This window comes from Pseudescherichia sp., assembly GCF_032052675.1.
Classification (GTDB): Bacteria; Pseudomonadota; Gammaproteobacteria; order Enterobacterales; family Enterobacteriaceae; genus Pseudescherichia.
In genome coordinates, this window is record NZ_DAMBWA010000007.1 from 194,141 (window position 1) to 220,263 (window position 26,123).

Annotated in this window: 27 protein-coding genes, 1 tRNA gene and 1 pseudogene; 20 read left to right on the forward strand and 9 right to left on the reverse strand. The window is 55.3% G+C overall.

Going from position 1 to position 26,123, the window contains the following annotated elements; genetic code table 11:
- Positions 1-45: 45 nt before the first annotated feature.
- Together RTX96_RS11815 and RTX96_RS11820 are read right to left on the reverse strand one after the other, a co-directional pair.
- Positions 46-405, reverse strand: coding sequence for a hypothetical protein (locus tag RTX96_RS11815; protein WP_312671097.1), 360 nt, complete (start codon positions 403-405; stop codon positions 46-48).
- A gap of 335 nt (positions 406-740) precedes the next feature.
- Entirely contained in the window at positions 741-1,256 is a 516-nt protein-coding gene (locus tag RTX96_RS11820) for a cupin (protein WP_312671099.1), read from the reverse strand.
- A 179-nt stretch (positions 1,257-1,435) separates the two neighbouring features.
- Here RTX96_RS11820 and RTX96_RS11825 point away from each other — a divergent pair, with 179 nt between their 5' ends.
- The 9 genes from RTX96_RS11825 (at position 1,436) to RTX96_RS11865 (ending at position 11,489) form a co-directional block, all read left to right on the forward strand.
- Positions 1,436-2,545: an AI-2E family transporter gene (locus RTX96_RS11825; protein ID WP_103821461.1), complete on the forward strand. Its 1,110-nt coding sequence runs from the start codon at positions 1,436-1,438 to the stop codon at positions 2,543-2,545.
- 123 nt (positions 2,546-2,668) lie between these two features.
- Positions 2,669-2,899: a hypothetical protein gene (locus RTX96_RS11830; RefSeq protein WP_312671101.1), complete on the forward strand. Its 231-nt coding sequence runs from the start codon at positions 2,669-2,671 to the stop codon at positions 2,897-2,899.
- A 261-nt stretch (positions 2,900-3,160) separates the two neighbouring features.
- On the forward strand, positions 3,161-3,724 hold the full coding sequence (gene yehD / locus RTX96_RS11835) for a fimbrial protein YehD (RefSeq protein ID WP_312671103.1): 564 nt from the start codon (positions 3,161-3,163) through the stop codon (positions 3,722-3,724).
- A gap of 49 nt (positions 3,725-3,773) precedes the next feature.
- Positions 3,774-4,451 (forward strand): fimbria/pilus periplasmic chaperone, encoded by a 678-nt coding sequence (locus RTX96_RS11840; protein WP_312671105.1) that lies wholly within the window; start codon positions 3,774-3,776, stop codon positions 4,449-4,451.
- A 17-nt stretch (positions 4,452-4,468) separates the two neighbouring features.
- Positions 4,469-6,955: a fimbrial biogenesis outer membrane usher protein gene (locus tag RTX96_RS11845; RefSeq protein ID WP_312671107.1), complete on the forward strand. Its 2,487-nt coding sequence runs from the start codon at positions 4,469-4,471 to the stop codon at positions 6,953-6,955.
- Between the two features lie 11 nt (positions 6,956-6,966).
- Positions 6,967-7,980: a hypothetical protein gene (locus tag RTX96_RS11850; RefSeq protein WP_312671109.1), complete on the forward strand. Its 1,014-nt coding sequence runs from the start codon at positions 6,967-6,969 to the stop codon at positions 7,978-7,980.
- Positions 7,981-8,049: 69 nt separating this feature from the next.
- Positions 8,050-9,090 carry an NAD(P)H-quinone oxidoreductase gene (locus RTX96_RS11855; RefSeq protein WP_312671111.1) on the forward strand — a complete coding sequence of 347 codons (1,041 nt, stop codon included), beginning with the start codon at positions 8,050-8,052 and terminating at the stop codon, positions 9,088-9,090.
- Positions 9,091-9,121: 31 nt separating this feature from the next.
- Positions 9,122-10,030, forward strand: coding sequence for a LysR family transcriptional regulator (locus tag RTX96_RS11860; protein WP_103821468.1), 909 nt, complete (start codon positions 9,122-9,124; stop codon positions 10,028-10,030).
- 97 nt (positions 10,031-10,127) lie between these two features.
- Positions 10,128-11,489: a DUF308 domain-containing protein gene (locus RTX96_RS11865; RefSeq protein ID WP_312671113.1), complete on the forward strand. Its 1,362-nt coding sequence runs from the start codon at positions 10,128-10,130 to the stop codon at positions 11,487-11,489.
- Positions 11,490-11,504: 15 nt separating this feature from the next.
- Here RTX96_RS11865 and RTX96_RS11870 read toward each other — a convergent pair whose 3' ends face one another.
- Positions 11,505-12,467 carry a UV damage endonuclease UvsE gene (locus RTX96_RS11870; RefSeq protein WP_312671115.1) on the reverse strand — a complete coding sequence of 321 codons (963 nt, stop codon included), beginning with the start codon at positions 12,465-12,467 and terminating at the stop codon, positions 11,505-11,507.
- Between the two features lie 111 nt (positions 12,468-12,578).
- Between RTX96_RS11870 and RTX96_RS11875 the strand changes: the two genes are divergently transcribed.
- Positions 12,579-12,917, forward strand: coding sequence for a hypothetical protein (locus RTX96_RS11875; RefSeq protein WP_312671117.1), 339 nt, complete (start codon positions 12,579-12,581; stop codon positions 12,915-12,917).
- Here RTX96_RS11875 and RTX96_RS11880 read toward each other — a convergent pair.
- Entirely contained in the window at positions 12,914-13,327 is a 414-nt protein-coding gene (locus RTX96_RS11880; RefSeq protein WP_103821472.1) for a bleomycin resistance protein, read from the reverse strand. The genes RTX96_RS11875 and RTX96_RS11880 overlap by 4 nt on opposite strands.
- A gap of 24 nt (positions 13,328-13,351) precedes the next feature.
- Here RTX96_RS11880 and RTX96_RS11885 point away from each other — a divergent pair.
- Positions 13,352-13,468 (forward strand): annotated as a pseudogene (locus tag RTX96_RS11885) (hypothetical protein); the annotation flags it as partial.
- 15 nt (positions 13,469-13,483) lie between these two features.
- Here RTX96_RS11885 and RTX96_RS11890 read toward each other — a convergent pair.
- Positions 13,484-13,560: transfer RNA gene (locus tag RTX96_RS11890), tRNA-Arg, on the reverse strand.
- Positions 13,561-13,787: 227 nt separating this feature from the next.
- Between RTX96_RS11890 and folD the strand changes: the two genes are divergently transcribed.
- From folD to malI, 4 genes are all read left to right on the forward strand, one after another.
- Positions 13,788-14,654: a bifunctional methylenetetrahydrofolate dehydrogenase/methenyltetrahydrofolate cyclohydrolase FolD gene (gene folD, locus RTX96_RS11895; protein ID WP_312671121.1), complete on the forward strand. Its 867-nt coding sequence runs from the start codon at positions 13,788-13,790 to the stop codon at positions 14,652-14,654.
- Position 14,655: 1 nt separating this feature from the next.
- Complete coding sequence (ybcJ, locus tag RTX96_RS11900; RefSeq protein WP_103821474.1) at positions 14,656-14,868, forward strand: ribosome-associated protein YbcJ; 213 nt, start codon at positions 14,656-14,658, stop codon at positions 14,866-14,868.
- 210 nt (positions 14,869-15,078) lie between these two features.
- Positions 15,079-16,578: a PTS transporter subunit EIIC gene (locus RTX96_RS11905; protein ID WP_103821475.1), complete on the forward strand. Its 1,500-nt coding sequence runs from the start codon at positions 15,079-15,081 to the stop codon at positions 16,576-16,578.
- An 89-nt stretch (positions 16,579-16,667) separates the two neighbouring features.
- Positions 16,668-17,684, forward strand: a complete 1,017-nt coding sequence (gene malI, locus RTX96_RS11910; RefSeq protein WP_103821476.1) for a Mal regulon transcriptional regulator MalI — start codon at positions 16,668-16,670, stop codon at positions 17,682-17,684.
- A 116-nt stretch (positions 17,685-17,800) separates the two neighbouring features.
- Here the strand turns inward: malI and cysS are convergent, their stop codons facing one another.
- Positions 17,801-19,186: a cysteine--tRNA ligase gene (gene cysS / locus RTX96_RS11915; RefSeq protein ID WP_312671125.1), complete on the reverse strand. Its 1,386-nt coding sequence runs from the start codon at positions 19,184-19,186 to the stop codon at positions 17,801-17,803.
- Between the two features lie 173 nt (positions 19,187-19,359).
- Between cysS and ppiB the strand changes: the two genes are divergently transcribed.
- The 5 genes from ppiB to mnmH all read left to right on the forward strand — a co-directional run bounded on the left by ppiB (position 19,360) and on the right by mnmH (position 23,503).
- Positions 19,360-19,854 carry a peptidylprolyl isomerase B gene (gene ppiB, locus RTX96_RS11920; RefSeq protein ID WP_042391734.1) on the forward strand — a complete coding sequence of 165 codons (495 nt, stop codon included), beginning with the start codon at positions 19,360-19,362 and terminating at the stop codon, positions 19,852-19,854.
- Between the two features lie 2 nt (positions 19,855-19,856).
- Complete coding sequence (gene lpxH, locus RTX96_RS11925; RefSeq protein WP_312671127.1) at positions 19,857-20,579, forward strand: UDP-2,3-diacylglucosamine diphosphatase; 723 nt, start codon at positions 19,857-19,859, stop codon at positions 20,577-20,579.
- A gap of 118 nt (positions 20,580-20,697) precedes the next feature.
- Complete coding sequence (gene purE, locus RTX96_RS11930; RefSeq protein ID WP_312268782.1) at positions 20,698-21,207, forward strand: 5-(carboxyamino)imidazole ribonucleotide mutase; 510 nt, start codon at positions 20,698-20,700, stop codon at positions 21,205-21,207.
- A complete protein-coding gene (purK, locus tag RTX96_RS11935; RefSeq protein WP_312671129.1) occupies positions 21,204-22,271 on the forward strand; it encodes a 5-(carboxyamino)imidazole ribonucleotide synthase in 1,068 nt (355 codons plus the stop codon). Before purE ends, purK begins: the two co-directional genes overlap by 4 nt.
- Before the next feature lie 158 nt (positions 22,272-22,429).
- Positions 22,430-23,503, forward strand: a complete 1,074-nt coding sequence (mnmH, locus tag RTX96_RS11940; RefSeq protein WP_312671131.1) for a tRNA 2-selenouridine(34) synthase MnmH — start codon at positions 22,430-22,432, stop codon at positions 23,501-23,503.
- Here the strand turns inward: mnmH and RTX96_RS11945 are convergent, their stop codons facing one another.
- Genes RTX96_RS11945 through RTX96_RS11955 form a run of 3 tightly spaced genes read right to left on the reverse strand, consistent with a single transcriptional unit; the run spans position 23,504 to position 25,986 of the window.
- The gene (locus tag RTX96_RS11945; protein WP_103821482.1) at positions 23,504-24,163 is read right to left on the reverse strand and encodes a methionine ABC transporter permease; all 660 of its coding nucleotides are present in this window, start codon (positions 24,161-24,163) and stop codon (positions 23,504-23,506) included.
- Positions 24,156-25,172, reverse strand: coding sequence for a virulence-associated ABC transporter ATP-binding protein SfbB (gene sfbB, locus RTX96_RS11950; protein WP_312671134.1), 1,017 nt, complete (start codon positions 25,170-25,172; stop codon positions 24,156-24,158). Before sfbB ends, RTX96_RS11945 begins: the two co-directional genes overlap by 8 nt.
- Positions 25,165-25,986, reverse strand: a complete 822-nt coding sequence (locus RTX96_RS11955; RefSeq protein WP_312671136.1) for a MetQ/NlpA family ABC transporter substrate-binding protein — start codon at positions 25,984-25,986, stop codon at positions 25,165-25,167. The genes sfbB and RTX96_RS11955 overlap by 8 nt, the downstream gene beginning before the upstream one ends.
- Between the last annotated feature and the right edge of the window lie 137 nt (positions 25,987-26,123).

The following is a 26,123-nucleotide window of genomic DNA, read 5'->3' on the forward strand; positions in this document are numbered from 1 at the left end:
CCGCAGGCAAAATATATTATATTTTAAAACAGGTAAGAGTTCTGCTCAGCAAATAATATCCCGACGATTGCGATAAACTAATTTCACAGGCCGAATAATCGAAAAACTTCGTGAAATAAACTCATTGGTCGTGAGGTATCTCTCCTCCTCATTCTCGTCAACCAGCCGCCAGAGGCCCGTAAGCGCATCATAACCGAGCATTTTCTCACCGGCAGGCGTTTCAACCCGGTATTCACCTGAGGGCAGATAACCTGAGGAGAACTGTAAATGCTTACCCGGCTCGCCTTTAATAGCATGTTCAATTTTTCTGAACCCAACAGGGACTAAATGGAAGCTATAAAAGGGTAAGCTATTAATTTTTAAGTTAGAAAAAGTTGATATAACTTCATTCTCTCTTGTTAACACTACCTATTTTAGAGTAACTGTCGAAGAGGGTAAAAGCTCCGGGAATAGGCATTCCACTTTAAAATAGATTATCTGCATACATGCCTCTGGCTATCATGCTTTGTTATGAAAACTTATATATCACTTACCTTTTATAGCGTATCCAACAGTAAACCACATTATTTTCAGAATATATCGAGTCTGAGTGGGTAATAATTACACAGATTTACATTTGTAAAGCGCTATTTATTAATTATAGAGATAATTTTTGTGAGTCTATTAGCAAAAACTGGCGATGGTATAGCAATACATTTTTCAAAGTGCAAAATATGCTATTACTAATATGTTAGCGCTGCTTAAATCTTTATCCAGTAGTCAATAAGCGGCCCTGCATTTCCATAAACGGGGTCACGGTGTGGGAATGGCGCCTTGGCAATCGCGTCCAGCATTTGCTGAGTGGGTGCCCCGCGACAGAGATCAAACTGCTGGTCCGGCGGGTAGGCTCCTACCACGGTGAAATCGTCACTGCTGCGCAGATTGCAGTGACCCGTTCCCGCAGGCAGCAGCACAATATCGCCGCCGCGTACAGCCACCTCCTGCCCCTCCGGGCCACCCAGCATAAGCAGAGCGTCACCGCGAGCAACGGCCAGCACCTCATGAGCATTGCTGTGGTAATGATGGTAAGGGTAAATGCCATCAACCCACTGCGCAGGCCAGCCGTTTTTTTCAAACAGCTGCTGCGCCGTTTGAACAGCACTCTCGTCAGGGATAAATATCTGGCGATAAATAAGCACAGGCAAATACGGGTTATTCGGCACCCAGTCATTAGCGGCTAGCAGCAGAACAGAGGTTGAGTCGGTTACGTCCGGCATGGTCTCTCCTCCAAAATAAAGGGGGTTATTTTAGCGTAGCCACTTCCGTTACCCGACGCCAGAAATGAGCCTTGCCAGCCAGTGCCAGACGCAAGTTTCTTTTTCCCGCAGCTGAAAATGGTAATCTCCTCAGTACCTTCTATATTTCGAGAAGTGCATCACATACCGGAGAAGTAAATATGAGATTTAAGGGATTAACAAAAGGCTTTTTCATCCTGATATTGCTGGTCGTCACGCTGGCATTTTTCGACATCATGACGCCCTACTACTCGGCTATTTTATGGGCGGCGATTCTGGCGGTGATATTCCAGCCGCTCAAAAACCGACTGCGGGACAGGATCGCCGGGCGCAACGGGATTGCTTCCCTGCTAACGGTGTTGATTATCTGTCTTATCGTTTTTACTCCTCTGGCGATCATTCTCTCGTCGCTGGCGTTTGAGGCCAATACGGTTTACACCAAGCTGCAGGACAACAATACTCAGTTCCCGGTGGTGGTTGCCGATCTGGTGGCTCACCTGCCCAGCTGGGCACAGCAGTTTCTGGCCGATCACGATCTGAACAACGCTACGCAGATCCAGCAGCAGCTGTCGCAGGTGGCATTAAAGAGCGGGCAGTACCTTGCCGGCAGCGCGTTCCTTATCAGCAAGAGCACCTTCAGCTTTACCATTAACTTTGGCGTTATGCTCTACCTGCTCTTTTTCCTGTTGAAGGACGGGCCCTATATTGTTAACCAGGCACTGGAGTCATTGCCCCTCTCGCGCTATGTAAAGCATCACCTGTTTGCGAAATTCGCCGCCGTCTCCCGTGCGACCGTTAAGGGTACCGTCGTCATTGGCGTACTGCAGGGCATACTGGGCGGCATCGGCTTCTGGATTGTTGGTATCGATGGTAGCGTGCTGTGGGGGGCATTGATGGCTTTCCTGTCGCTGGTGCCTGCGGTGGGCTCAGCGATTATCTGGGTGCCTGCGGCCATCTTCCTTTTTGCTACCAGTCAGATCTGGCAGGGCTTTTTTATTGTCGGCTTCTTTGTGATTATCGTCGGGCTGGTGGATAACCTGCTGCGCCCGGTACTGGTCGGTAAGGACACCAAAATGCCCGATTACCTGGTGCTTATCTCTACCCTGGGCGGTCTGGAGATCTATGGCATTAACGGCTTTGTGATTGGGCCGCTGATCGCCGCGCTGTTCCTGGCCTGCTGGAACCTGCTCTCCGGGAAAGATCATCAGGGCAACGCCGACGAGCTAGACGATGAGTTTATCGAGGAGGGACGGTTACCGCCTGAATCTTAATCCTCTCTTACGGCCAGGCAGTGCCTGGCCGTGACAAATCTGATCACTTTTCAGCATACATTGACCCCGAATAAAAAACGCCCTATCTTAGGATCCCCTGCCTTTTGATGTGGTTCCACATTTATGAAAATAGCTCTTACTTTGGTCGCCTCGGCAATGCTGAGCAGTGCGGTTTATGCTCAGGCTTCAGATACCGCTACGCTCTCTATTTCGGGTATGGTTGTTCCCCCTGCGTTTACCGTTAACACGCTTAAAACTGACGGTCAGCCAGGCGTACAGCGCGGCGTCTCCACTCAGGTCGTCTCCCTGCCGGGTGATGAAAATCGAAAAGTGATCGTAAGCGCCTGGGATTGATTATTGACGTATAAAAAAAGATTCTCTACGGGTTGTGTCAGGACAGCCCGTTCTTTTACTCTCGGTTAATTACAGTTATTTATTATATGAATGAATAACTCATCAATAATATAATCACACCAAATATAATAAGTGACATAAATTGCTTTATGTCAAAAAATTGTATCCTTTAATTTGCCGCATTTCATATTGTGTGCAATTGTTTCCTTGTCAGAAATAACTCTCTCGTGGTTTAGGACTCAATACATTAAGGAAAATAAAATGAAAAAATCACTTATTACTGCCGCTGTATTAGCTGTCTCATTTGCTGCACCTGCTGCTTTTGCTGAAACTGTACCAGATAGTGACATGGGCACATTGATTATTAATGGATTTATAAAAGGCACAACCTGCCATTTTGCAAATGGCGCCCAGTCGGCAGAGATCCCTATGAATCAAATCGGTCTCGATGCTATGGATAATCTTAATGCAGGGGATGCCTATGTAGGCTATCAGAATAAAACCAGCACATCTTTTAAAGTGAAATGCGCAGCCGGAACTGAAGTACCTACTCTTAAATTCCTTCCCGATCAGTTTGCTGTCACCGGTGATAAGAGCGTGACTAAAACTGTGGGAGGAACCGGTCAAGCTACGGGCGTTGGCTATGCCATCTTTATCAACGGCACACGTATTAACAGCGACGGAACCACTCCCATTTCCTCCGTAAAAAATGACAATGGCGAATACACTTTTGATATTTTCGCTCAATACGCCCGTGCGCCCGGCAATAATGTAACCGCAGGTGCCGTAGATTCAACGGTTACCTTTACCGTTGTAACAGACTGATTACCATCCCCGGCAGCCTCTGCCGGGTTTTTCTTGCGGAGACAGGATTATGAAAAGGATTTTTGCCGCTCTGCTGGCCGTAGCAGCATTGCCAGCATGGGGCGGCGTTTATATCTACGGAACGCGGGTTATCTACCCGGCTGCACAGAAAGAGGTCACCGTTCAGCTCATGAATCAAGGCGATCGCAGCGCGCTGGTGCAGGCATGGATTGACGATGGCGATACGCAGACACCACCGGAGAAGCTGCAGGTCCCCTTTCTCCTGACGCCCCCCGTCGTTAAGGTCAACGGCAATGCCGGGCAACAGCTAAAGATTAAATTTCTGAAAGCAAATTTACCTCAGGATCGGGAATCACTCTACTATCTTAACGTACTGGATATCCCTCCCAACTCTGACAGCGGCTCTGAAAAAAATAAGCTAAAATTTGCTCTGCAAAACAGGATCAAGCTTATTTATCGCCCAACCAGCCTACCGGGCGTGAATAAAGAGACATTTTCTAAATTGCATATCACACGCTCTAACAATGGCCTGGCCGTTGAAAATACCTCTGCAAACTGGCTAACTATTACTGAAATTAAAAGCACGGTAAAAATTAATAACGTGACGCTGTTACTGGCACCGCATGCCAGGGTAAATCTACCTGGAGCACCAGCTGCTAATCAGTATACCGTCACGCTTATTGATGATTACGGAAATTACTTGCGAGAAAATATTAAAAGCAATTAATAGTCAGGGAAGCCGCCATGTATAAATTTAACCTCATTACGATGGGGATTATCTCCTCTTTGCTTTTGCATATTGCTTCTGCCCGAGCTGAAACATTCGACACCCATTTTTTGCATGGGGGAATAAAAGGATCAAAAACATCCGATCTGGCGCTTGAAGGCGATAAACCCCTTCCCGGGGCATACGATCTGGATATCTATCTCAATGATGAATGGCGCGGGCGTTACAGTCTGGTTGTGGCTGATGATCCTGATAAAACCTGCTTACCTCTCTCTCAGCTACAGCAGATAGGTATTAAAACCGAGGCGTTTAAAAACCTGAAGCCGGAAGAGTGCATTGTACTCAGTGACGCTGTACAGGGTGGCAGCGTTAATTATGACCTCAGCCAGCTTGCGCTCAAACTCACCGTTCCTCAGGCCTGGGTTAACGCCCACGAGCGTGGCTACATGCCGCCGGAAACCTGGGATCGTGGGATTAATGCCTTCTACACATCCTACTATGCCAGCCAGTACTACAGCGACTACAAACAGAACGGCACGAGTAAGAGCAGCTATATCAATTTTAACAGCGGCCTGAATTTATTGGGTTTCCAGCTGCACTCCAGCACCAACTACACCAAAACCGACGATAGCCAGGGTAAGTGGAAGAGCAATACGCTCTATCTGGAGCGTGGCATTCCTGAAATTCTGAGCACCGTCCGCGCCGGGGATATGTATACCGACGGCGAACTGTTTGACGCAGTGCGCTTTAACGGCGTCCGGCTGTGGCGTGATATGCAGATGCTGCCTGATTCTAAGCAGAACTTCACGCCAGTGGTACGCGGGATTGCCCAGAGCAATGCGTTAGTTACCGTGGAACAGAACGGCTTTGTGGTCTATCAGAGCGAAGTTCCTCCCGGCCCGTTTGCTATTGATGACTTACAGCTGGCGGGCGGCGGAGCCGACCTGGACGTTACGGTGAAAGAGGCGGATGGTACGACGACGCACTACCTGGTGCCCTTCTCCAGCGTGCCGAAAATGCTGCAGCCAGGCGTGGTAAAATATGACGTTTCTGCTGGACGTAGCCATATTGAGGGAGCCAGTAACCAGTCAGATTTTATGCAGGGAAGCTGGCAGTACGGCGTCAATAACCTGATAACGCTCTACACCGGTACGATGCTGGCGGATGACTATAATGCTTTCCTGGTAGGTAGCGGCTGGAATACTCGCATAGGGGCTATCTCGCTGGACGTCACTCGCTCCCACAGCAGCCAGGACGATGGCAAGACCTATGATGGCCAGAGTTATCAGGTTGCATGGAGTAAATATCTGTCGCCTACCGGCACCCAGCTATCAATGGCCGCATGGCGCTACTCTTCGAAAGATTACCGCACCTTTAATGATCACGTCTGGGCCAACAATAAAAATAGCTACCATCGTGACGATGACGATGTGTATGACATTGCCGACTACTACCAAAACGACTTTGGCCGTAAAAACAGCTTCTCGCTGGCCGTTAACCAGGCGCTGCCCACGGGCTGGGGTTCGCTCTCCGGCAGCGCCCTATGGCGCGACTACTGGCAGCGGGGCGGAACCCGCAACGATGTCCAGCTAAGCTATTCGAACAGCTGGTCACGCGTTACTTATACCCTCTCCGTCAGCCAGTCCTACGATGAGGATGACCGGGAAGATAAACGGTTTAATATCTACTTCTCGATTCCTTTCTCGTGGGGTGATGATATCGCCACGCCACGGCGCGACCTGTACGTCTCTAACAGCACTACCTTTGATGATGACGGCTACCAGTCGAATAACACCAATATTAACGGTATTGCAGGCGACAGGGATCAATTTAATTATGGCGTGAACCTGAGCCACCAGCGGCAGGATCACGAAACCGCCGCAGGTGCGAACCTCGCCTGGCACGCCCCCTTCGCTACCCTTGACGGTAGCTATAGCCAGTCTAATCACTATAACCAGGCCAGCGGTAGCATTCAGGGCGGCGTGGTGGCCTGGAGCGGTGGCGTTAATTTAACTCATTCCCTCACCGAGACCTTTGCCATTATTGATGCGCCGGGGCTGGAAGGCGCTGCAATACAGGGCAACAAATTCAATACCACCAGTAAGCAAGGTAAAGCGATCTATAGCAGCTTAACCCCCTACCGTGAAAATACCCTGTTGCTGGATACCTCCAATACCGAAAGTGACGTCGCGTTAAACGGCAATCGCAAAGGTATTGTGCCCTATCGTGGCGCGGTCGTGCTGGCTAAGTTTGATACGGACAGTCGTAAGCCGCACCTTTTCACAGCCAGACGCCCGGACGGTTCTCCGCTGACCTTTGGCTATGAAGTAGAAGACGATGCGGGCCAGAATGTAGGCGTAGTCGCCCAGGGCAGCCAGCTATTTATTCGTACTGATAGCGTGCCGCAGTCTGTGCATGTCGCTACGGATAAACAGCAGAGTCTCTTCTGTACCATCACATTCGGTAAAACAATCGACGAAAGCAAAGTTTATACTTGCCGCTAAAAGGAATGACTATGCGTATTTTACTGGCACTTATTACGGTGTTTGCTGTTTTTCAGGCTCAGGCTTACTGCTATATAGAGGGAACTGAGAAGCAGCCGAGTGTTACTTCAGAAACCATCACTCTTGATCTGGACGCAGGCTCAGCCACAAAAGAAAACATTATAAATCTGTCTAGCAGCAGTCCTGATTTTAAATGCTTAGGCGGCGGCTGGACACCTAATATATTCAACCTCTCCACGGCACATAATACAGATTACTACTATAAGATCGGTAATTCAACGCATAATATTGCAATTAAAATATCATTGAAAGCGGGGGCAACCACTAAGTCGGGCGCATTTAATGGATCGACGTTTTCACACGTTACCCATAAAGCGATAGAGCTGAACACATTTAAATATGTATTAACGTATAGTGTACTAACTAACTATACTGGAAATGTTACAGGTACAATCGAGACTAACACAGCATTTGATTTAATAAACTATATGATTATAAAGCCACAATCCTGTGACACAATCTCCTGTCTTGCAGGGCATGACAATAATACACATGAGTACCGCAACCGAATTAAAGTGCTCGCTAAATTCACGCCCACCACCTGTACTTTTAAAAACCAGGAGATCGCTGCGCCGAGTATTAGCTACCAGGACATTGCCAATAATGCTTTCGCTGCACCGACAACAAAACAGCCGGAGTTGCAATGCAGCAGTACTACTGGCGTTGCGACCAGTAATATTCATTACCATTTTGAACCCATCAGCACGCTCAGCGGCAACGTTTTACAGAATGAGCTGGGAACAGAGTCGGGAAGCGCTGGGGAAGTTGGATTTGAGTTAAAAAATAATGGTCAGGATATCACTTTTCAGCCTACGCAAAAATTTACGCTCGCCAGTCGAGGCGGTGAACTGTTGAATGGCCGTACTTATCCACTTAATCTACAGCTCCGCTATGCCCGCTATGGTAATAAAGTGTTTACTGGCAAGGTCCAAAGCAAGGTTAAAGTCGTTGTGGATTATGATTAAGAGCAAGCGATAACAAACTCACCTGTGGTTCCTGAACCATAATAGGGTAAAAGACCACAGGAGAAAGAGATGTCTGAACAAACGCATACTACGCCCGACACCATGACCGCGATTGACATTACCCAGCCCGGCGGGCCGGAGGTTCTGCAGGCGACAACGCGCCCGGTGCCTTCTCCGCAGGCGAACGAAGTGCTGATCCGCATCGTTGCCGCAGGGGTTAACGGTCCGGACGTGTTGCAGCGTAAGGGGCAGTATGCGCCGCCGCCAGGGGCGTCTGATATCCCAGGCCTGGAGGTATCAGGTGTCGTGGTTGCCGTTGGCGCTGAGGTGCAAAGTTTCGCGCCGGGAGACCGGGTTGCCGCCCTGATTACCGGCGGCGGCTACGCTGAGTACTGCACTGCCCATGAGAGCAATACCCTGCCCCTGCCGCCCGGACTGAACTTTGTCGAAGCGGCGGCGCTGCCGGAAACCTTTATGACGGTCTGGCTTAACATGTTCCAGCGCGGCCAGTTTAAAGCCGGTGATATTATCCTGATCCACGGCGGCGCGTCCGGCATTGGTACCACGGCCACCATGCTGGCGAAAGCCTTTGGCGCAGCGAAGGTCATCACTACCGTGGGTTCCGATGAACACCGTCAGGCCAGCCTGAAGCTCGGCGCGGACGTTGCCGTGCTCTATAAAGAAGAGGACTTTGTCGAGGTGACCAAAAAGGTGACCGACGGGCATGGGGCAGACATTATCCTTGATATCATCGCGGGTGATTATGTTGCGCGAAACTATGAGGCAGCGGCAATGCACGGGCGTATCGTGCAGATTAGCGTGCTCGCCGGCCCAGCTAAAGAGCTCAACCTGTTCCCGATGCTCACCAAGCAGCTGATGCATATCGGCTCTACCCTGCGCTCGCGCTCGCCCGCCGCTAAAGCTGAAATCATTGAAGAGCTTAACGACCACGTCTGGCCGCTGATTGAGGCCGGGAAGCTTAAACCGCAAATCTACAAAACGTTCCCGCTCGCGGAGGCGGCCGATGCTCACCGGTTACTGGATGAGGGGACGCATATCGGCAAGGTTGTCTTAATTGCGGATGAGGATGAAGCAACGGACCGTATATAATCAGCCGTAATATGACAAACGGGGATTATAAATGGATCAGCTGGTAGCGATACGGGCTTTTGCCCGGGTAGTAGAGGCAGGTAACTTCACCCGGGCGGCAGACTCGCTGGAGATGCCCAATGCTACGGTCAGCAAGCTGATTCAGGAGCTGGAGGCGCACCTTGGCGTGCGCCTTTTGCAGCGCACTACCCGGCGCGTGACGGTCACCCCCGAAGGGCGCGACTACTATGAAAAGAGCGCCCGCATCCTGCGCGACCTGGAAGATATTGATACCTCCTTTAGCGCAGCCCGCAGCAAGCCGCGCGGGCTGCTGCGCATCGATATCGGCGGATCTACCGCCCGCGACGTGCTCATCCCTATCCTTCCCGAGTTTATGACGCGCTATCCGGATATCCGCATCGATCTGGGGGTGTCCGACCGCGCCGTCGATCTGATCAGCGATAACGTCGACTGCGTGATCCGCGGCGGCCCGCTGGAGAGCTCGTCCCTTATTGCCCGCCATATTGGCTCGGCAACGCTGATTACCTGTGCGACGCCGGAGTACCTTAAAGCCTTCGGCACGCCCGCCTACCCGGAGGAGCTAAAAAACGGCCACCGGCTGGTAAGCTATCTCTCCCCACAAAACGGCAGAGCCTTCCCTTTTCGCTTCGAGCATAACGGCGAGAAAACGGACATTAAGGTCGATCATCGTATCGGCGTTAATGAGAGTAATGCCCATCTGGCGGCAGGCCTGGCGGGACTGGGCGTTATTCAGACCTTTAGCTATTCGACGGCTGAAGCGCTGCGCAACGGCACGCTGGTGGAGATCCTCAAAGCGTGGCGGCCTGCGCCCTATCCTTTTCATGTAGTCTATCCGCAGAGCCGTCACGTCACGCACCGGCTACGCGTGTTTATCGACTGGCTGCTGGAGCGCTTTCCGCAGCGAGTGGCGGGAGCGTGATGTACCCTCCAGCGATGATTGTAAAATAGACGATTCATTGCGCACGCTGCCAGCGGCCAGGTTATAAATAGGGAGAGTCTATTGCGGATACGCGCCTATGATGCGGCTAACCCTGATCCTGCTTGGCATTGATTTTCTGCGATCGCACTGGCGCGGGCTGCGCCGTTTCGGCTGGGTAACGCTTACCGCAGGCGTAGTGCTGTTTATCGACGCGCTGGACGGCGCGCTATTCTTCCCCATTGAGCTTTTTGCCTCGCTGCTGCTGTTTGAAGGCGGCGCGACGCTGATGGTGGCCCACAGCGGCATGGGCGGCCAGCGTATTCTGCGCTACGTCAAGGGCGCAGCCTTCTCTCTTGCTGCGGTACTGATCCTCGCCGGGAACCACGATGGTAACTTTCTGCTGTCGATCATCTTCGGCCTGCTCTTCCTGTTTGATGGCGCGCTGCAGATCGCCTCTGCGGTTGTCGTCCGCTATCAACGCTGGCGGCCTGCGCTGTGGGGCGGGATCGTCGAGATCGTGCTGGCCCTGTTTTTCTTTCAGCCCTGGCCCTCTGACTATGCCGGCACCGTTCCCTACTGCCTGGGCCTGGTGCTCGCCTTTGCCGGCTGGAACCTGTTTATCCTCGCGAATCGCGTCAAACGGGCCGCGGCTAACCCTGGCCTGAAGGGTGAAGAGTTTATGGCGGAGACGGATACGCCTCCTCCCGCCGTGGTGGAGTGGGAAGGGCCGCCGGACGACGATGAAAAAGCCCTGACCGTTCATGTCTGGACCCCGGTGGGCTCCGCCGCAAGCGAGGCCGTTCCGCGCCCGGTTATCAGCCGCTATATCGCCGCCGTCGATCGCAACGGCGTCATCTCCACCGGCCATGCCGCGCTGGAGTCCCCCGGCGGCATCTATATCAGCCTCTACCCCGCCGTACAGATCGACCGCTCACCAGATGCGTTTGCCCGTACGCTACGTGCTACACCGGAAAACGACGTGCCGGGAGAGTTTCAGCCGGACTATGCCACGGAGTCGGTACAGTGGTGCCCATCGACACGCAAGGTGCGCATCCGTAACTACAGCGAGGCGCGGCTGGCAGCGTTTTGGGAGCGCTATCGTCAGGATGAGTCGTACAATCTGACGCATCGGAACTGCTCCAGCACCGTGGCTCGGGCGCTAGAAGCCGCGCTGGAGGGATCGGTCGGACGGCTGTGGCAGGCGCGCGGGTTCTGGATGGCGATGGGTAAGCTGATGTCCACGCCGGAGCTGTGGGTGGCCCTCCAGCTGCGCAAACGCGCAGAGACGATGGCCTGGACGCCGGGACTGGTGCTCGACTATGCCCGCGCCCTGAGTATGCTCGCCGACCCACGTCCGACGGGCTGGTTTAACACCGTTGGCCGTGCACTGAAAAGAATGTTCCATCGTCGGGTAGCCTGGGAGAAAGGCGAAAGCGGCGAAGGGATGGAGGGGGAGTAATCGCCCCGCATAACACTACTCCGCCCTGGACTGCGCATACTTATAGAGCCGGTCGCGGGCGAGGTTTTTCATCTTCACCTCGCACATGATGTCAAAATCCGCAAACGAGAGCGCCCAATCGTTGAGCGTCGGGTTGAAGAAGAAGTCCGAGTGCGCCCTGAGTTTGGTTTTCGGCACGCCAAGGCTGCTCTGATCCGGGAAGCCCTGCTCGGGGATAATCCCCTCCTGCGAAATGGAGTAGTGCATCACTGGCCTGACGTCCCGCCAGGAGGCCTTAACCTGCGCGATACGCGGATCGTTGGGCTGGATAAACGCCCCCTCCTTCACCCAGTGATGGTGAATATCCACCACGATTGGGCAGAGCGCTTGCGCCTGGAGGACATCATCCAGCGAGCAGGAGATCTCGTCGTTCTCGACGGTTAGCATCCGCCTGGCCTCCGGGCTGAGCCTGCCAAACGCGCTTTTAAACCCGGCAAATCCGGCTTTGCCATTCATATGGATGTTGATTTTGAAGTCCTGGAAGGTTTTGCCATAGCCCATCAGCGTCGCGCAGAGAGCATGGTACTCCACATCCTCCAGGGCGCGCTCCACTACCAGCACATTGTCTGAGGCGAGCACCGAGTACTGCCCAGGGTGAAACGAGAGGCGGATATCGTTGGCCCGGGCGAAATCACCGCATTTGGTGAACAGCGGATAGAGCTCCGGCAAGAACTCCTTATACAGCGCCGTGGCCTCGGGCACGGTATAGAGCGGCAGCAGATCGCTGCCGATGCGCATCATCCGCAGCGCGGGCGGCAACTGGGCCAGCTCCTGAAAAAGCAGATAGAGGTTGGTCAGGTTGGTCGCTGACAGCGTGTAGATCAGCTTTGATCGCTCTTCGCTCTCCAGACTCAAAAATCGCGTACGGGTAGTGGCTTTAAAGGGGAAACGCTGCTTTAAATCCGGGTCCAGAAACTTACAAGCGAAGCCTAATTTCATGTGTCCTCCACAAGATAACCTTATGCGAGTGTAGCAGGCATTACCGTAGTCCTTCTGTTTAAGCAAAGGCGCTATACTATCGGCACATTTTTTAAGGCTGTCGTTACTGATATGAAAAGAGTTAAACCCCGCACTGTTATTCTGCTTATTGCCCTTGTTGCACTGCTGGCCTGGTGGCTGGTTCCGCACTATAGCGATGAGGATAAGGCCTGGTACGCCTCGGTACTGTGCACCGTAAAAAGCAGCTCTCCTGCGGCTGGACTGACCGAAATGGAGCAGATGATCGAAGGCGGCAATTCGGATTATGCGTTGAAGAAAACACACTTCTCTCCGTCGCTAGGCAAGAAGATGCTTCACGCCTGGGAGCAGCTTAGCGATACAGAGAAGCAGCAGGCGATGGAAACGCCGAAAGGGTGCGCCGGGCCGCTGCTGGCGAAGATGGGTGACTAGTCGATGTACTGGCTGAAACGGAGAAGATAGCCGTCAGGATCCTGCACCAGAAACTCCCGCTGACACGCCTCTGTGTCGCCTGTGCTGTAAGCGTTATCGCGAAGGGTACGATATAGCGCGATGCCATTGGCCTGCAGGCGGGCGACAATCGGCGCGACATCATCTACTTCAATTTGAAAATTTACGCCCCGTCCCAGCGGCCGGACAAGTTTAGCCGTATTCCAACCGCTATCGTGGTACTGCTCAAGCATCAGCTGCGCCTCGCCTATACAAACGTAGGCAAACTCCGGATCGTGACGTCTGATCATGACAGAAAATCCAAGGATCTCGACGTAAAAGTGCAGCGAGGCGGGGAAATCCGTTACGGTCAGTTCGGGAACCATGCGGTTCCAGTAGGTTTGGTCAGACATTGTCACTCCCTGGAAAACAAGTAAGCCTATCTTGCGTCCAATCATCTGAGCGAGCATGCCCGGAAAATTGACGTGATTTTTGGTAACAATGACACAAATACGACACAGGGAGAAGATCAGGCAGGCTTGAAGCTTCAGTAACTCATTGAATACTAATGGCACGCCCTACAGGATTCGAACCTGTGACCTACGGCTTAGAAGGCCGTTGCTCTATCCAGCTGAGCTAAGGGCGCATTGCGCGAGATGCTCCACCTAAACGGTGGAAACGCCTGGGATTATACGGTCAACGCCCGGTGAGTCAATGGCTTTGCGGTCAGATGCTGTTGAAATGAGCATCGAGCCGCACTTTAGGCCCCTCTCACGCATGAATAATGCAAACGTTAACTGACAGCACGGCGCGCTTCTGACACACTATACACCATCCCCTCTACTTCAATTTACAGATGGAATCTTCTCTCTGATGGTAGCAAAGATTATTGATGGTAAAACGATTGCGCAGCAGGTGCGCTCTGAGGTTGCGGAAAAAGTGAAAGCCCGCGTTGCGGCAGGATTACGCGCCCCCGGGCTGGCCGTTGTGCTGGTCGGCAGCAACCCTGCATCGCAGATTTACGTTGGCAGCAAACGCAAAGCGTGTGAAGAGGTGGGCTTTATCTCCCGCTCGTACGATCTGCCGGAAACCACCAGCGAAGCTGAACTGCTGACCCTGATCGACACACTCAACGCCGACCGTGAGATTGACGGCATTCTGGTACAGCTGCCGCTGCCGGCAGGTATCGATAACGTGAAGGTGCTGGAACGTATCGCGCCGGACAAAGACGTCGATGGCTTCCACCCCTACAACGTGGGCCGCCTGTGCCAGCGCGCGCCGCGCCTGCGCCCCTGCACCCCGCGCGGGATCGTTACCCTGCTGGATCGCTACAACATCGACACCTACGGGCTGAATGCCGTAGTGATCGGCGCATCTAACATCGTGGGCCGCCCGATGAGCATGGAGCTGCTGCTGGCCGGCTGCACCACCACCGTCACCCATCGCTTTACCAAAAACCTGCGCCAGCACGTAGAGAACGCCGATCTGCTGATCGTCGCCGTGGGCAAGCCGGGCTTTATTCCTGGAGAGTGGATCAAAGAGGGGGCGATCGTTATTGACGTCGGCATCAACCGCCTCGAAAGCGGCAAAGTGGTCGGTGACGTGGTGTACGAAGACGCCGCCTCACGTGCCGCCTATATCACCCCCGTTCCGGGCGGCGTAGGCCCGATGACCGTCGCAACGCTGATTCAGAATACGTTGCAGGCGTGCGAAGAGTATCACGACGTAGAGGAAGCATAAGATGGCAACGTTCTCATTAGGTAAACATCCGCACGTTGAGCTGTGCGATCTGCTGAAGCTGGAAGGCTGGAGCGAAAGCGGCGCGCAGGCGAAAAATTTCATTGCCGATGGCCTGGTCAGCGTCGATGGCGTAGTGGAAACCCGCAAACGCTGTAAAATCGTGGCAGGACAAACGGTCACCTTTGATGGTCAAAGTATCACTGTAACTGATTAATCCCGCCTAAATGGCCCTTAATTCATAAGGGCCATTGCTCGATCCACGTCAAAGAATAACAAATTCGTCTGGCTTCCCAGCAGATTTCTGTTGCGGCCCGCAATGGCTTAAATCACGATAAGTAAAACGTTCTACTAAAACGTTCTACTTAACGAAGTCATTACAATAATAACGCCATCACCAGGGTTTCTATAATCGGGGGAAAACCGCATGAGTCTGCTGTCGGGGTTCGTAAAATCGCTATCGAAGTTATCTATGATTGGCCGTGCGTTGATGCTGCCAATCTCACTGTTGCCTGCCGCCGGCCTGCTGCTGGCGTTTGGTGATAAGTTTCACCTGCCGCTGATGATGAACGCCGGTGGGGTTATCTTTGATAACCTGCCGCTGCTGTTTGCCATCGGCTCTGCGGTGGGGCTGGCCTCGGAATCCGGCATCGCCGCGCTCTCGGCGGCGGTCTCGGTATTTATTACCAATATGACCATCGGCACGGTGCTGTCGATTACCCCAGAGATGGCCTCCCAGGGCGGTAAATACGCTATGGTGGTCGGCATCCCGACGCTGCAGATGGGCGTCTTTGGCGGCCTAATCTGTGGCATCCTGGCCGCGTGGTGCTATAACCGCTTCCATACCATGCAGCTGCCGGAGTTCCTCGGCTTCTTCTCCGGCAAACGCTTTGTCGCCATCGCTACCGCATTTCTGTCGTTCCTGCTCGGCCTGCTGCTGCCCTACGTCTGGCAGCATATCCAGGCGGGTATCGATGCGCTCTCGGTGGTGGTGAACGGTGATAACCAGGCCGCGTCGACCTTTATCTTTGGGCTGGTAGAACGTGCGCTGATCCCGCTCGGCCTGCACCATATCTGGTATCCGTCGTTCTGGTACTCGTTTGGCGACTACACCACTCAGGCGGGCCAGGTTATTCACGGCGACCAGACTATCTGGTTCAAAATGCTGGAAGATGGCGTCAAGTCGTTCAGCAGCGACACCTACCAGAATGCCGGTAAGTTCATGCAGGGCGAGTTCCCACTGATGCTGTTTGCGCTGCCTGCCGCCTGTCTGGCGATGTATCATGAAGCGCATACCCGTAATAAAAAGATCGCCTCCGGTATTCTCTTCTCCGCCGCGCTGACCTGCTTCCTGACCGGGATCACCGAGCCGGTTGAGTTTACCTTTATCTTCGTTGCGCCGGTGCTCTACGTCTTCAACGCCATCATGGCCGGGCTGTCGTATATGTGCATGTACCTGCTCCATGCGCACATCGCGAAATCCTTCTCAGCGGGCCTGATCGACTACATCTCGTTCGGTATTCTGCCGTCGTTTAACGGCTACCAGACCAACTTCCTGAACGCGATTATCGTCGGCATCCCGATGGGTCTGATCTACTACTTCACCTTCCGCTTTGTGATCCGCCGCTTCGACGTTAAGACGCCGGGCCGCACCGAAGTGACCGCTAACGTTAACGATAAAACCGATGACGAGCTGGCGACCGAAATCGTTGCCCTGCTGGGCGGTGCAAACAATATCAGCTCGGTAGGCTCATGCATCACCCGCCTGCGTCTTGAGGTGGCGAAGAGCGAGCTGGTGGACAAAGACGGCCTGAACGGTGTCGGCGCGCGTGGCGTGGTGTTCGTTGGCGATAACGGCATCCAGGTGATTTTCGGCGCACGCGCGCAGTTTATTGCCCAGACCATGTCGGGCATGATCGGCAAGTAACCTGAGGCTGTTAAGGTGATTAGGTCTCCTGTATCGTACAGGAGACTTTTCATCGTTGACTGCATAGCCGTTAAGTTCAGGGAGTGGATTTGAAGAAGGTCAGCATTATTGATGTCGCGAAGCTGGCGGGGGTCTCTGTCTCGACCGTTTCGCTGGTGCTTCGCCAGAAAGGGAAAATATCAACCGCCACGATTGAAAAGGTGCAGCAGGCGATCGACACGCTCGGCTACGTTCACAACGTGGCGGCAGCGAACCTCCGCGCCAACACTTCTAACCTGATTGGCCTGATCCTGCGCGACTTTAGCGACAGTTTTTCTGTGAAGGTGATGGCCAGCACCGTGCTGGAGCTGGAGAAGCAGGGCTACATGGTTTTTCTCAGCCAGCCTCTGAACGATAGCGACAGCCTTGAGCGCTGCCTGCTCTCGTTTAAACAGCAGGGCGTAGCAGGCGTGATCTATCTTGCCTCCGATGCCACCACCTCGCGTCTGCCGAAGCTTATCCGCACCTGTCCCCTGCCGCTGGTTGTGGTATCGCAATCGCTGCTGGAGGAGGAGTGCAACCTGGTGATGCGCGATAACCGCCAGGCCGCCAGCCTTGCCACCCGCTACCTGATCGAGCGCGGCCACCGCAGCATCGCCTACATCGGCGGTACGGAGAGTAGCCTGATCCGCCAGCAGCGGCTGGCCGGGTTTCGCAGCGCGCTGACCCAGTACGGACTGGTGACCCGGGAGGAGTCTACCCCGGCCTGCATGGAGGGGACCCACGCGGCGAGCCACGCGACCCGGCAGCTGCTGGAGAAGAACAACACCATCACCGCCCTGCTCTGCCACTCGCCTGATGCAATGATCGGCTCGCTCTCCGGCATTCATCAGGTAGGTCGTACGGTAGGAAAAGATGTGTTCCTGACACAGCAGGTGGCGCTGGTCGGTTTCGAGGATATGCTGCACGTGAACTTAACGTCGCCCTCGTTTACCTACGTATCGTCGGCAAGCGAAGAGACTGGACGCCAGGCAGCGTCGCTGATGATCCGCAAAATCAAAGAGCCGGATCTGCTGACCCAGCGCATCACCCTTTCCGGACAGCTGGTGACGCGCGAGTCAGCTTAAGATAGAGGGATTGCAGACCCTGTAGGCCCGGTAAGCGCAGCGCCACCGGGCATTGATCTGTTGGCTCTGTCATGCCGGGTGGCGCTTCGCTTACCCGGCCTACAAAACCCGTCGTCTTACTTACGACGCCAGGTGGTCCCCTGCGGGCCATCTTCCAGCACGATCCCCATCTCGTTCAGACGGTCACGCGCCGCATCCGCCGCAGCCCAATCTTTCGCTTTACGCGCATCCAGACGCTGCTGGATCAGGGCTTCAATCTCCGCTACTTCACCGTCATCCGCCTGAGCTCCGCTCTGCAGGAAGGCTTCCGGATCCTGCTCCAGCAGACCAAGCACGGCAGCCAGCTTGCGCAGATGAGATGCCAGCGCGTTCGCCGCCTGCATGTCTTCGCTCTTCAGACGGTTAACGTCGCGGGCCATATCAAACAGCACCGAGTAGGCTTCCGGGGTGTTGAAGTCGTCGTCCATCGCCTCGATAAAGCGCGTTTCGAAGGCCTCGCCGCCCGCTGCCGCAACAGATGTGTCGGTGCCGCGTAATGCGGTGTAGAGACGCTCCAGCGCCGAGCGCGCCTGCTTGAGGTTCTCTTCGCTATAGTTAAGCTGGCTGCGGTAGTGACCGGACATCAGGAAGTAACGGATGGTCTCCGCATCGTAATACTTCAGCACGTCGCGCACGGTAAAGAAGTTGCCCAGCGATTTCGACATCTTCTCGCGGTCAACCATCACCATGCCGGAGTGCATCCAGTAGTTCACGTACTCGCCGTCATGGGCGCAGGTAGACTGGGCGATTTCGTTTTCATGGTGCGGGAACATCAGGTCCGATCCGCCGCCGTGAATGTCGAAATGGTGGCCCAGCTGCTTGCAGTTCATCGCCGAGCACTCAATGTGCCAGCCCGGACGCCCTTCGCCCCACGGTGACGGCCAGCTCGGCTCGCCCGGCTTGGACATCTTCCACAGCACAAAATCCATCGGGTTGCGTTTGATCTCAGCGACTTCGACGCGCGCCCCGGCCTGCAGCTGCTCCAGATCCTGGCGCGACAGCTTGCCGTAGTTGGGATCGGTCGGCACGGAGAACATCACGTCACCGTTGTCAGCTACGTAGGCATGACCGCGCGCGATCAGGCGCTCGGTGATCTCGATGATTTCGTGAATATGGTGGGTGGCGCGCGGCTCGCTGTCCGGACGCAGGATGTTCAGGGCGTCAAAGTCAGCGTGCATCTCGCCAATCATGCGATCTACCAGCGCGACAAAACTCTCGCCGTTTTCATTAGCACGTTTGATGATCTTGTCGTCGATATCGGTGATGTTACGCACGTACTTCAGATCATAGCCGAGGAAACGCAGGTAGCGCGACACCACGTCAAAAGAGACGAAGGTGCGGCCGTGGCCGATATGGCAGAGATCGTAAACGGTGATACCACACACGTACATGCCCACTTTCCCGGCATGAATAGGTTTGAATTCCTCTTTTTGGCGCGTCAGCGTATTAAAAATTTTTAGCATCAAAGATTCCGTTAAGACGTGTGTGGAGAATGAACTCAGTATGATACCCATAATTGATAACCGAAGCAGCACCCTTTGCAAGGTGATCGAACCTTGCGGTTATGCTATAACAGGCGACTATACGTGACCCACAGCTGGGTCGATGCTCTACACTACCGGAACAGGATGCAAAAATGGTTACTTTCCACACTAATCACGGCGATATCGTAATCAAAACTTTCGATGACAAAGCGCCTGAAACTGTTAAGAACTTCCTGGACTACTGCCGCGAAGGTTTCTACAACAACACCATTTTCCACCGTGTTATCAATGGCTTTATGATCCAGGGCGGCGGTTTTGAGCCGGGCATGAATCAGAAAGCGACCAAAGACGCGATCAAAAACGAAGCGAACAACGGCCTGAAAAACACCCGTGGCACGCTGGCGATGGCCCGTACTCAGGCCCCGCACTCTGCAACCGCCCAGTTCTTTATTAACGTAGCAGACAACGACTTCCTGAACTTCAGCGGTGAAAACATGCAGGGCTGGGGCTACTGCGTATTCGCCGAAGTGGTTGAAGGCATGGACGTAGTCGACAAAATCAAAGCGGTCTCTACCGGTCGCAGCGGCATGCACCAGGACGTTCCTAAAGAAGACGTGATCATCGAAAACGTAACCGTCAGCGAGTAATCGTGGCGACGCTTTTCATCGCAGATCTGCATCTCTCTACAGAAGAACCGGCGATCACCGCCGGTTTTCTGCGTTTTCTGGCCGGTACGGCGCGTGACGCCGACGCCCTCTATATTCTTGGCGATCTCTTTGAAGCCTGGATTGGCGACGACGATCCCAATCCCCTGCATCAGCAGATCGCGGCCGCCCTGAAGGCGCTGAGCGACAGCGGCGTGCCCTGCTACTTTATCCACGGCAATCGTGACTTCCTGCTGGGCCAGCGCTTCGCTCGTGAGAGCGGCATGACGCTGCTGCCGGAAGAGGTAGTGCTCGACCTCTACGGTCGCCGGGTGCTGATTATGCATGGCGATACCCTCTGCACCGACGACGCGGGCTATCAGGCATTTCGCGCTAAGGTTCACCAGCCCTGGCTGCAAAAACTGTTTCTTGCCCTACCGCTGTTTATTCGTCATAGGGTGGCGGCGAAGATGCGCGCCGACAGCAAAGCGGCCAACAGCAGTAAGTCTCTCACCATTATGGATGTGAACCCGCAGGCTGTAAGCCATGCGCTGGAACGCCATAAGGTACAGTGGCTTATCCACGGCCATACCCACCGCCCGGCCGTGCACGAGATGACCGCCAACGGCGAACCGGCGTTTCGCTGCGTGCTGGGCGCCTGGCATAGCGAAGGTTCAATGGTAAAAGTCACCTCACAGCAGGTCGAACTTATCGCTTTTCCGTTTTAATAACTTAACAATTTGCCCGCAAGGTTAGCCGCGCAACCGTTTTCCTTGCGGGATTTCCATGCTATTCTCTGTGCCCTGTTACGCGTTATGCCGCACACCCACAGGAGTTTTTAGACGCATGTCTTCGAGCAATAATCCGGTACGTATCGCCATCGTGATGGGGTCCAAAAGCGACTGGGCAACCATGCAGTTCGCCGCTGAAGTCCTCGATATCCTGAACGTTCCCCACCATGTTGAAGTCGTTTCTGCCCACCGCACGCCGGATAAACTGTTTAGCTTCGCCGAAGGCGCAGAGCAGAATGGCTATCAGGTGATTATTGCGGGTGCAGGCGGCGCGGCGCATCTGCCGGGCATGATCGCCGCCAAAACGCTGGTGCCGGTGCTGGGCGTGCCGGTACAGAGCGCAGCGCTGAGCGGCGTTGACAGCCTCTACTCCATCGTTCAGATGCCGCGCGGTATTCCAGTGGGCACGCTGGCGATTGGTAAAGCCGGCGCCGCCAACGCGGCGTTACTGGCAGCGCAGATCCTTGCCACCCACGACCGTGACCTGCATCAGCGTCTGGTGGAGTGGCGCAATGCCCAGACCGACGAGGTGCTGGATAACCCGGACCCGCGAGGTGCGGCATGAAGCAGGTATGCGTCCTCGGCAACGGCCAGCTGGGCCGGATGCTGCGCCAGGCCGGTGAGCCGCTGGGTATCGCCGTCTGGCCGGTGGGGCTGGATGCCGAGCCGGAAGCTGTGCCTTTTGCGCAGAGCGTGATCACCGCCGAGATCGAGCGCTGGCCGGAAACGGCGTTGACCCGCGAGCTGGCACGCCATCCGGCGTTTGTTAACCGCGACGTTTTTCCCATTATTGCCGACCGTCTGACCCAGAAGCAGCTCTTTGACCGTCTCTCTCTGGCGACTGCGCCGTGGCAGCTGCTGTCGAGCGCCGAAGAGTGGCCCGAGGTGTTTAATGCCCTTGGCGAGCTGGCGATCGTTAAGCGCCGGGTGGGTGGCTACGACGGCCGCGGCCAGTGGCGTCTGCGCGCCAGTGAGATCGATACGCTGCCTGAAGAGTGTTACGGGGAGTGTATCGTCGAGCAGGGCATTAACTTCTCCGGTGAAGTGTCGCTGGTGGGCGCGCGCGGGCATGACGGCAGCACCGTGTTCTATCCCCTGACCCATAACCTGCATCAGGACGGCATTCTGCGCACCAGCGTGGCTTTTCCGCTGGCTGACGCTGAGCAGCAGGCGCAGGCCGAAGCGATGCTGGGGGCAATCATGAGCGAGCTGGGCTACGTCGGCGTGATGGCGATGGAGTGTTTTGTAACCCCTGGCGGGCTGCTGATTAACGAGCTGGCTCCACGGGTGCACAACAGCGGCCACTGGACGCAAAACGGCGCGTCGATCAGCCAGTTTGAGCTGCACCTGCGCGCCATCACCGGCCTGCCACTGCCGAATCCGGTGGTCAACGCCCCGTCGGTGATGATCAACCTGATCGGCAGCGACCTGAACTACGACTGGCTGAAGCTGCCGCTGGTGCATCTGCACTGGTACGATAAAGAGGTGCGCGCCGGCCGCAAGGTGGGACATCTAAACCTCAACGACAGCGATACCGACCGCCTGAGCGCAACCCTGGAAGCGATCGTGCCGCTATTACCACCTGAGTATGCCAGCGGTATCGCATGGGCGTGCGCTAAGCTCGGTTAAGCGTTTCCGCCTTGTTTGTCATGTAAACCGGGTATGCGCAAGTGCAACCCGGTAGTCCCTCTCCCCCTATCATTTTTTTGCCCCATCGCACCAATGGACGCGTAAAATAGCGCGATCTAATGTACAACGTCGCCCTTTGATATGCAGAAGGAAGTCCTATGAGCGAAGGCATGGATTATTACGCGATCCTCACCGCTGATACCCCCCTGCTGGATGTACGCGCCCCGGTTGAATTTGCCCAGGGTGCAATGCCGTCGGCAATCAATCTCCCGTTGATGAACGACGAAGAGCGTGCGGCGGTCGGCACCTGTTATAAACGCCAGGGCCCTGAGGCCGCGTTAACGCTTGGACATCAGCTGGTGTCAGGCATCACGCGCGAACAACGCATTCAATCATGGCGTAATGCCTGCCTGCGCCATCCCGACGGCTATCTGTGTTGCGCCCGTGGTGGCCAGCGCTCGCATATCACACAACAGTGGCTGCATGAGGCAGGCATTGACTATCCGTTAATTCACGGCGGCTATAAGGCCCTGCGTCAGGCGGCAATAATAGCGACGGAGCAGCGCGTCCAGCGTCCGCTGATCCTGATCGGCGGCTGCACCGGCAGCGGTAAAACCGATCTGGTGCGCCAGCATCCTGACGGCATCGATCTGGAAGATCTGGCTCGCCACCGTGGATCGTCATTTGGCCGCACGCTGCAGGCACAGCGTTCGCAGGCAAGCTTTGAAAATGCGCTGGCGGTAGAACTGCTTAAGCGCGACGCGGCGCGCCTGGTGCTGGAAGATGAAGGCCGGACGATCGGCGGCAACCATCTGCCGGGATGCCTGTACGATCGCATGGTAGCGTCGCCTATCGCGGTGGTGGACGATCCTTTTGACCTGCGCGTGGCGCGTCTGCATAACGACTATTTTGTGCGTATGCAGCGCGAGTTTATTGCGGCACACGGCGAGGAGGCAGGCTGGCTGGCCTATGCGGAGTATCTGCATCACGGGCTGTTCGCCATCCGCCGTCGTCTGGGATTGCAGCGCTTTGCCGAACTCAGGGCGCACCTTGATACCGCTCTGGCGATCCAGCAGCAGCGCGGCGACACCCGCGGCCACAATGGCTGGCTGGTGCCGTTGCTAAAGGAGTATTACGATCCGATGTACCGCTATCAGTTAGAGAAGAAAGCCGCGAAGATTGTCTTTCGCGGCTCGTGGCAGGAGGTCAACGACTGGCTGCAAAACGGGTAGTCAGCGGTGGCCTCGCTTGTCGGCCCGTGCGGCCAGCCAGTCCCCCAGCATCTGCACGACCTGTACCAGAATAATCAGCGCCACCACGGTGACCACCATGACCTGCGTCTCATAGCGGTAGTAGCCGTAGCGGATCGCCAGATCCCCCACCCCGCCGCCGCCGACGATCCCTGCCATCGCCGAGTAGCCGATCAGGCTGACCAGGGTGATAGTCAGACCGCGCAGCAGACCCGCGCTGGCCTCCGGCAGCAGCACGGTGCAGATGATACGCAGCGGACTGGCACCAAAAGCTTCAGCGGCCTCGATGATCCCCTTATCCACCTCGCGCAACGCGCTGTCTACCAGCCGGGCATAGAAGGCGATGGCGGCAACCGAGAGCGGCACCGAGGCCGCAATCGGCCCGATGGTGTTGCCGAGCAGGAACTGGGTGAGCGGCAGAAGCAGCACCAGCAGGATCACAAAAGGTACGGAGCGGATAATGTTCACCAGCACGGAGCTGATGAGATACACCGCACGGTTCTGCCAGAAGAGATGCCGGTCGGTCACAAAAATCAAAAAGCCGAGCGGCAGGCCGCCAACGATAGCCAGCACCGTAGAGATGCTCAGCATCTGGAAGGTTTCGCCAAAGGCCAGGCTCAGATCGGCCAGTAAATCATCCACGAAGCACCTCCACCTGGGCTGTACGTTGACGGATATGGTCGACGGCGGCCTCGACCGCGGCCGGATTATCGGCGGCGGTTAAGCGCACCACCAGGATCCCCAGCGCCCGCTCGCCGAGATACTCAATTTTGCCGTGCAGAATATTGACCGCCACGCCAAACATCACCGCCACCTCAGAGAGCACCGGCTGCTCGGCTGAATCACCGATAAACAGAATTTTCACCAGCTGCCCCGGCAGATCCTGCTGCAGCCGTTCTGGCAGAGTGAGATTCAAGGTGTGCGAAACCAGCTGCTGGGTAAACGGATGCTGCGGGTGGGCGAAGATATCAAACACCTCGCCCAGCTCAACCACCTTACCCGCGGACATGACCGCCACCCGGTCGCAGATCGATTTGATCACGTTCATCTCATGGGTGATCAGCACGATGGTGATCCCCAGACGGACGTTGATCTCTTTCAGCAGAGCGAGGATCGTCGCGGAGGTCTCCAGATCCAGCGCCGAGGTTGGCTCGTCGCAGAGCAGCACGTCAGGATGATTGGCAATCGCACGCGCGATCCCCACCCGCTGCTTCTGCCCGCCGCTCAGCTGCGCCGGAAAGCGGCCTGCTTTATCGGCGAGGCCCACCAGATCCAGGATCTCTTTAACCCGAGGGGCAATCTCACCGCTGGCCCAGCCCGCTGCCTTCAGGCTGAACGCGACGTTCTGCGCCACGGTGCGGGTATGCATCAGGTTAAAGTGCTGGAAGATCATGCCGATGCGCTGGCGTGCCTTGCGTAGGGTGACGCCCTCCAGCGTGGAGATCGCCACGCCGTTGATCTTAACCTCACCCTGGCTCGGACGCTGGAGGGCGTTGAGGGTGCGCAGTAGCGTACTTTTCCCCGCGCCGCTGGTGCCGACGATGCCAAAAATCTCGCCTGCCGTAATGTGCAGGCTGACATCGTCCACCGCCCGGGTCGTAGGCCCCTTGCCTGCGGGAAAATCGACGCAGACGTTATTTAGCTCAATCATGCATCCACTCTGGTTTCTGGAACGCGTTGAAGATGTTCTTTGGATCGTCAATCACCGCCCGGTAGGCCGGGGACTGTACTGCGGCCACGATATCTTTGGCGAACGGTTTGTCAGCATCTTCGGTACGTACCGCGATGACGTTTTTCAGGTTCTCGTCCAGCTGCTCCTGCTTAAGCGCGGAGGAGAGCTTCAGGCCAGCGGCAATGGCAAAATTCCCGTTCACCAGCGCGGCGCTGGCGCTATCCAGCGTACGCGGCAGCTGCGCCGCTTCCAGGGGTTTGAACACCAGACCTTTCGGGTTGCTGGCGATGTCACGCTCAGAGGCCTTAGTCGGATCGATATTCTCTTTAATGGTGATCAGCTGCATCGCCTGGAGAAAACGCAGGCCGCGCGCCAGGTTCGTGGGATCGTTGGACAGGGTAACGATATCGCCCTTCTTCAGCTGATCGACGCTGGTGACCTTATGGGAGTAGAGACCCATGCCCGCCGTCGGGACGACAATAAGCTTAGTCAGCTTCAGCCCCTTATCGGCGGCGAACTTTTCCAGGTAGAGCGAGTGCTGGAACAGGTTAGCATCGATGCTGCCGTTAGAGAGCGCCATATTCGGCTGCACGTAGTCGCTAAACTCGCGCACTACAACCTTATAGCCCTTCTCTTTCAGCGAAGGGGCAATGGCCTGTTTTACCATATCGCCGTAGGGGCCCGGCGCAACGCCGAAGGTGATGGTTTGCGGATCGCTGGCGTGGGCAAACGGCAGGCCCCAGGCCAGAAGCAGTGCAGCAACGCTGGCACGAAAGCTGAGACGACGTCCCATAGATTCTCCCAAAGTGTATTGTGTTTGCTGTATGACGCGCCGGACTAAGCAGCGCGCTTTTTTGACAATTTATGCATAACGCAGAGCGTTAAGATGGCATAAACCCGACCCGGCGGTAATTGAAAATATTTCATATA

What these genes read in the sequence shown, in the direction of transcription:
- RTX96_RS11820 (WP_312671099.1), bottom strand. Translation starts at nt 1,256, where the DNA reads ATGCCGGACGTAACCGACTCAACCTCTGTTCTGCTGCTAGCCGCTAAT.
- RTX96_RS11825 (WP_103821461.1), top strand. Translation starts at nt 1,436, where the DNA reads ATGAGATTTAAGGGATTAACAAAAGGCTTTTTCATCCTGATATTGCTG.
- RTX96_RS11830 (WP_312671101.1), top strand. Translation starts at nt 2,669, where the DNA reads ATGAAAATAGCTCTTACTTTGGTCGCCTCGGCAATGCTGAGCAGTGCG.
- yehD (WP_312671103.1), top strand. Translation starts at nt 3,161, where the DNA reads ATGAAAAAATCACTTATTACTGCCGCTGTATTAGCTGTCTCATTTGCT.
- RTX96_RS11840 (WP_312671105.1), top strand. Translation starts at nt 3,774, where the DNA reads ATGAAAAGGATTTTTGCCGCTCTGCTGGCCGTAGCAGCATTGCCAGCA.
- RTX96_RS11845 (WP_312671107.1), top strand. Translation starts at nt 4,469, where the DNA reads ATGTATAAATTTAACCTCATTACGATGGGGATTATCTCCTCTTTGCTT.
- RTX96_RS11850 (WP_312671109.1), top strand. Translation starts at nt 6,967, where the DNA reads ATGCGTATTTTACTGGCACTTATTACGGTGTTTGCTGTTTTTCAGGCT.
- RTX96_RS11855 (WP_312671111.1), top strand. Translation starts at nt 8,050, where the DNA reads ATGTCTGAACAAACGCATACTACGCCCGACACCATGACCGCGATTGAC.
- RTX96_RS11860 (WP_103821468.1), top strand. Translation starts at nt 9,122, where the DNA reads ATGGATCAGCTGGTAGCGATACGGGCTTTTGCCCGGGTAGTAGAGGCA.
- RTX96_RS11865 (WP_312671113.1), top strand. Translation starts at nt 10,128, where the DNA reads ATGATGCGGCTAACCCTGATCCTGCTTGGCATTGATTTTCTGCGATCG.
- RTX96_RS11870 (WP_312671115.1), bottom strand. Translation starts at nt 12,467, where the DNA reads ATGAAATTAGGCTTCGCTTGTAAGTTTCTGGACCCGGATTTAAAGCAG.
- RTX96_RS11875 (WP_312671117.1), top strand. Translation starts at nt 12,579, where the DNA reads ATGAAAAGAGTTAAACCCCGCACTGTTATTCTGCTTATTGCCCTTGTT.
- RTX96_RS11880 (WP_103821472.1), bottom strand. Translation starts at nt 13,327, where the DNA reads ATGTCTGACCAAACCTACTGGAACCGCATGGTTCCCGAACTGACCGTA.
- folD (WP_312671121.1), top strand. Translation starts at nt 13,788, where the DNA reads ATGGTAGCAAAGATTATTGATGGTAAAACGATTGCGCAGCAGGTGCGC.
- ybcJ (WP_103821474.1), top strand. Translation starts at nt 14,656, where the DNA reads ATGGCAACGTTCTCATTAGGTAAACATCCGCACGTTGAGCTGTGCGAT.
- RTX96_RS11905 (WP_103821475.1), top strand. Translation starts at nt 15,079, where the DNA reads ATGAGTCTGCTGTCGGGGTTCGTAAAATCGCTATCGAAGTTATCTATG.
- cysS (WP_312671125.1), bottom strand. Translation starts at nt 19,186, where the DNA reads ATGCTAAAAATTTTTAATACGCTGACGCGCCAAAAAGAGGAATTCAAA.
- ppiB (WP_042391734.1), top strand. Translation starts at nt 19,360, where the DNA reads ATGGTTACTTTCCACACTAATCACGGCGATATCGTAATCAAAACTTTC.
- purE (WP_312268782.1), top strand. Translation starts at nt 20,698, where the DNA reads ATGTCTTCGAGCAATAATCCGGTACGTATCGCCATCGTGATGGGGTCC.
- purK (WP_312671129.1), top strand. Translation starts at nt 21,204, where the DNA reads ATGAAGCAGGTATGCGTCCTCGGCAACGGCCAGCTGGGCCGGATGCTG.
- mnmH (WP_312671131.1), top strand. Translation starts at nt 22,430, where the DNA reads ATGAGCGAAGGCATGGATTATTACGCGATCCTCACCGCTGATACCCCC.
- sfbB (WP_312671134.1), bottom strand. Translation starts at nt 25,172, where the DNA reads ATGATTGAGCTAAATAACGTCTGCGTCGATTTTCCCGCAGGCAAGGGG.
- RTX96_RS11955 (WP_312671136.1), bottom strand. Translation starts at nt 25,986, where the DNA reads ATGGGACGTCGTCTCAGCTTTCGTGCCAGCGTTGCTGCACTGCTTCTG.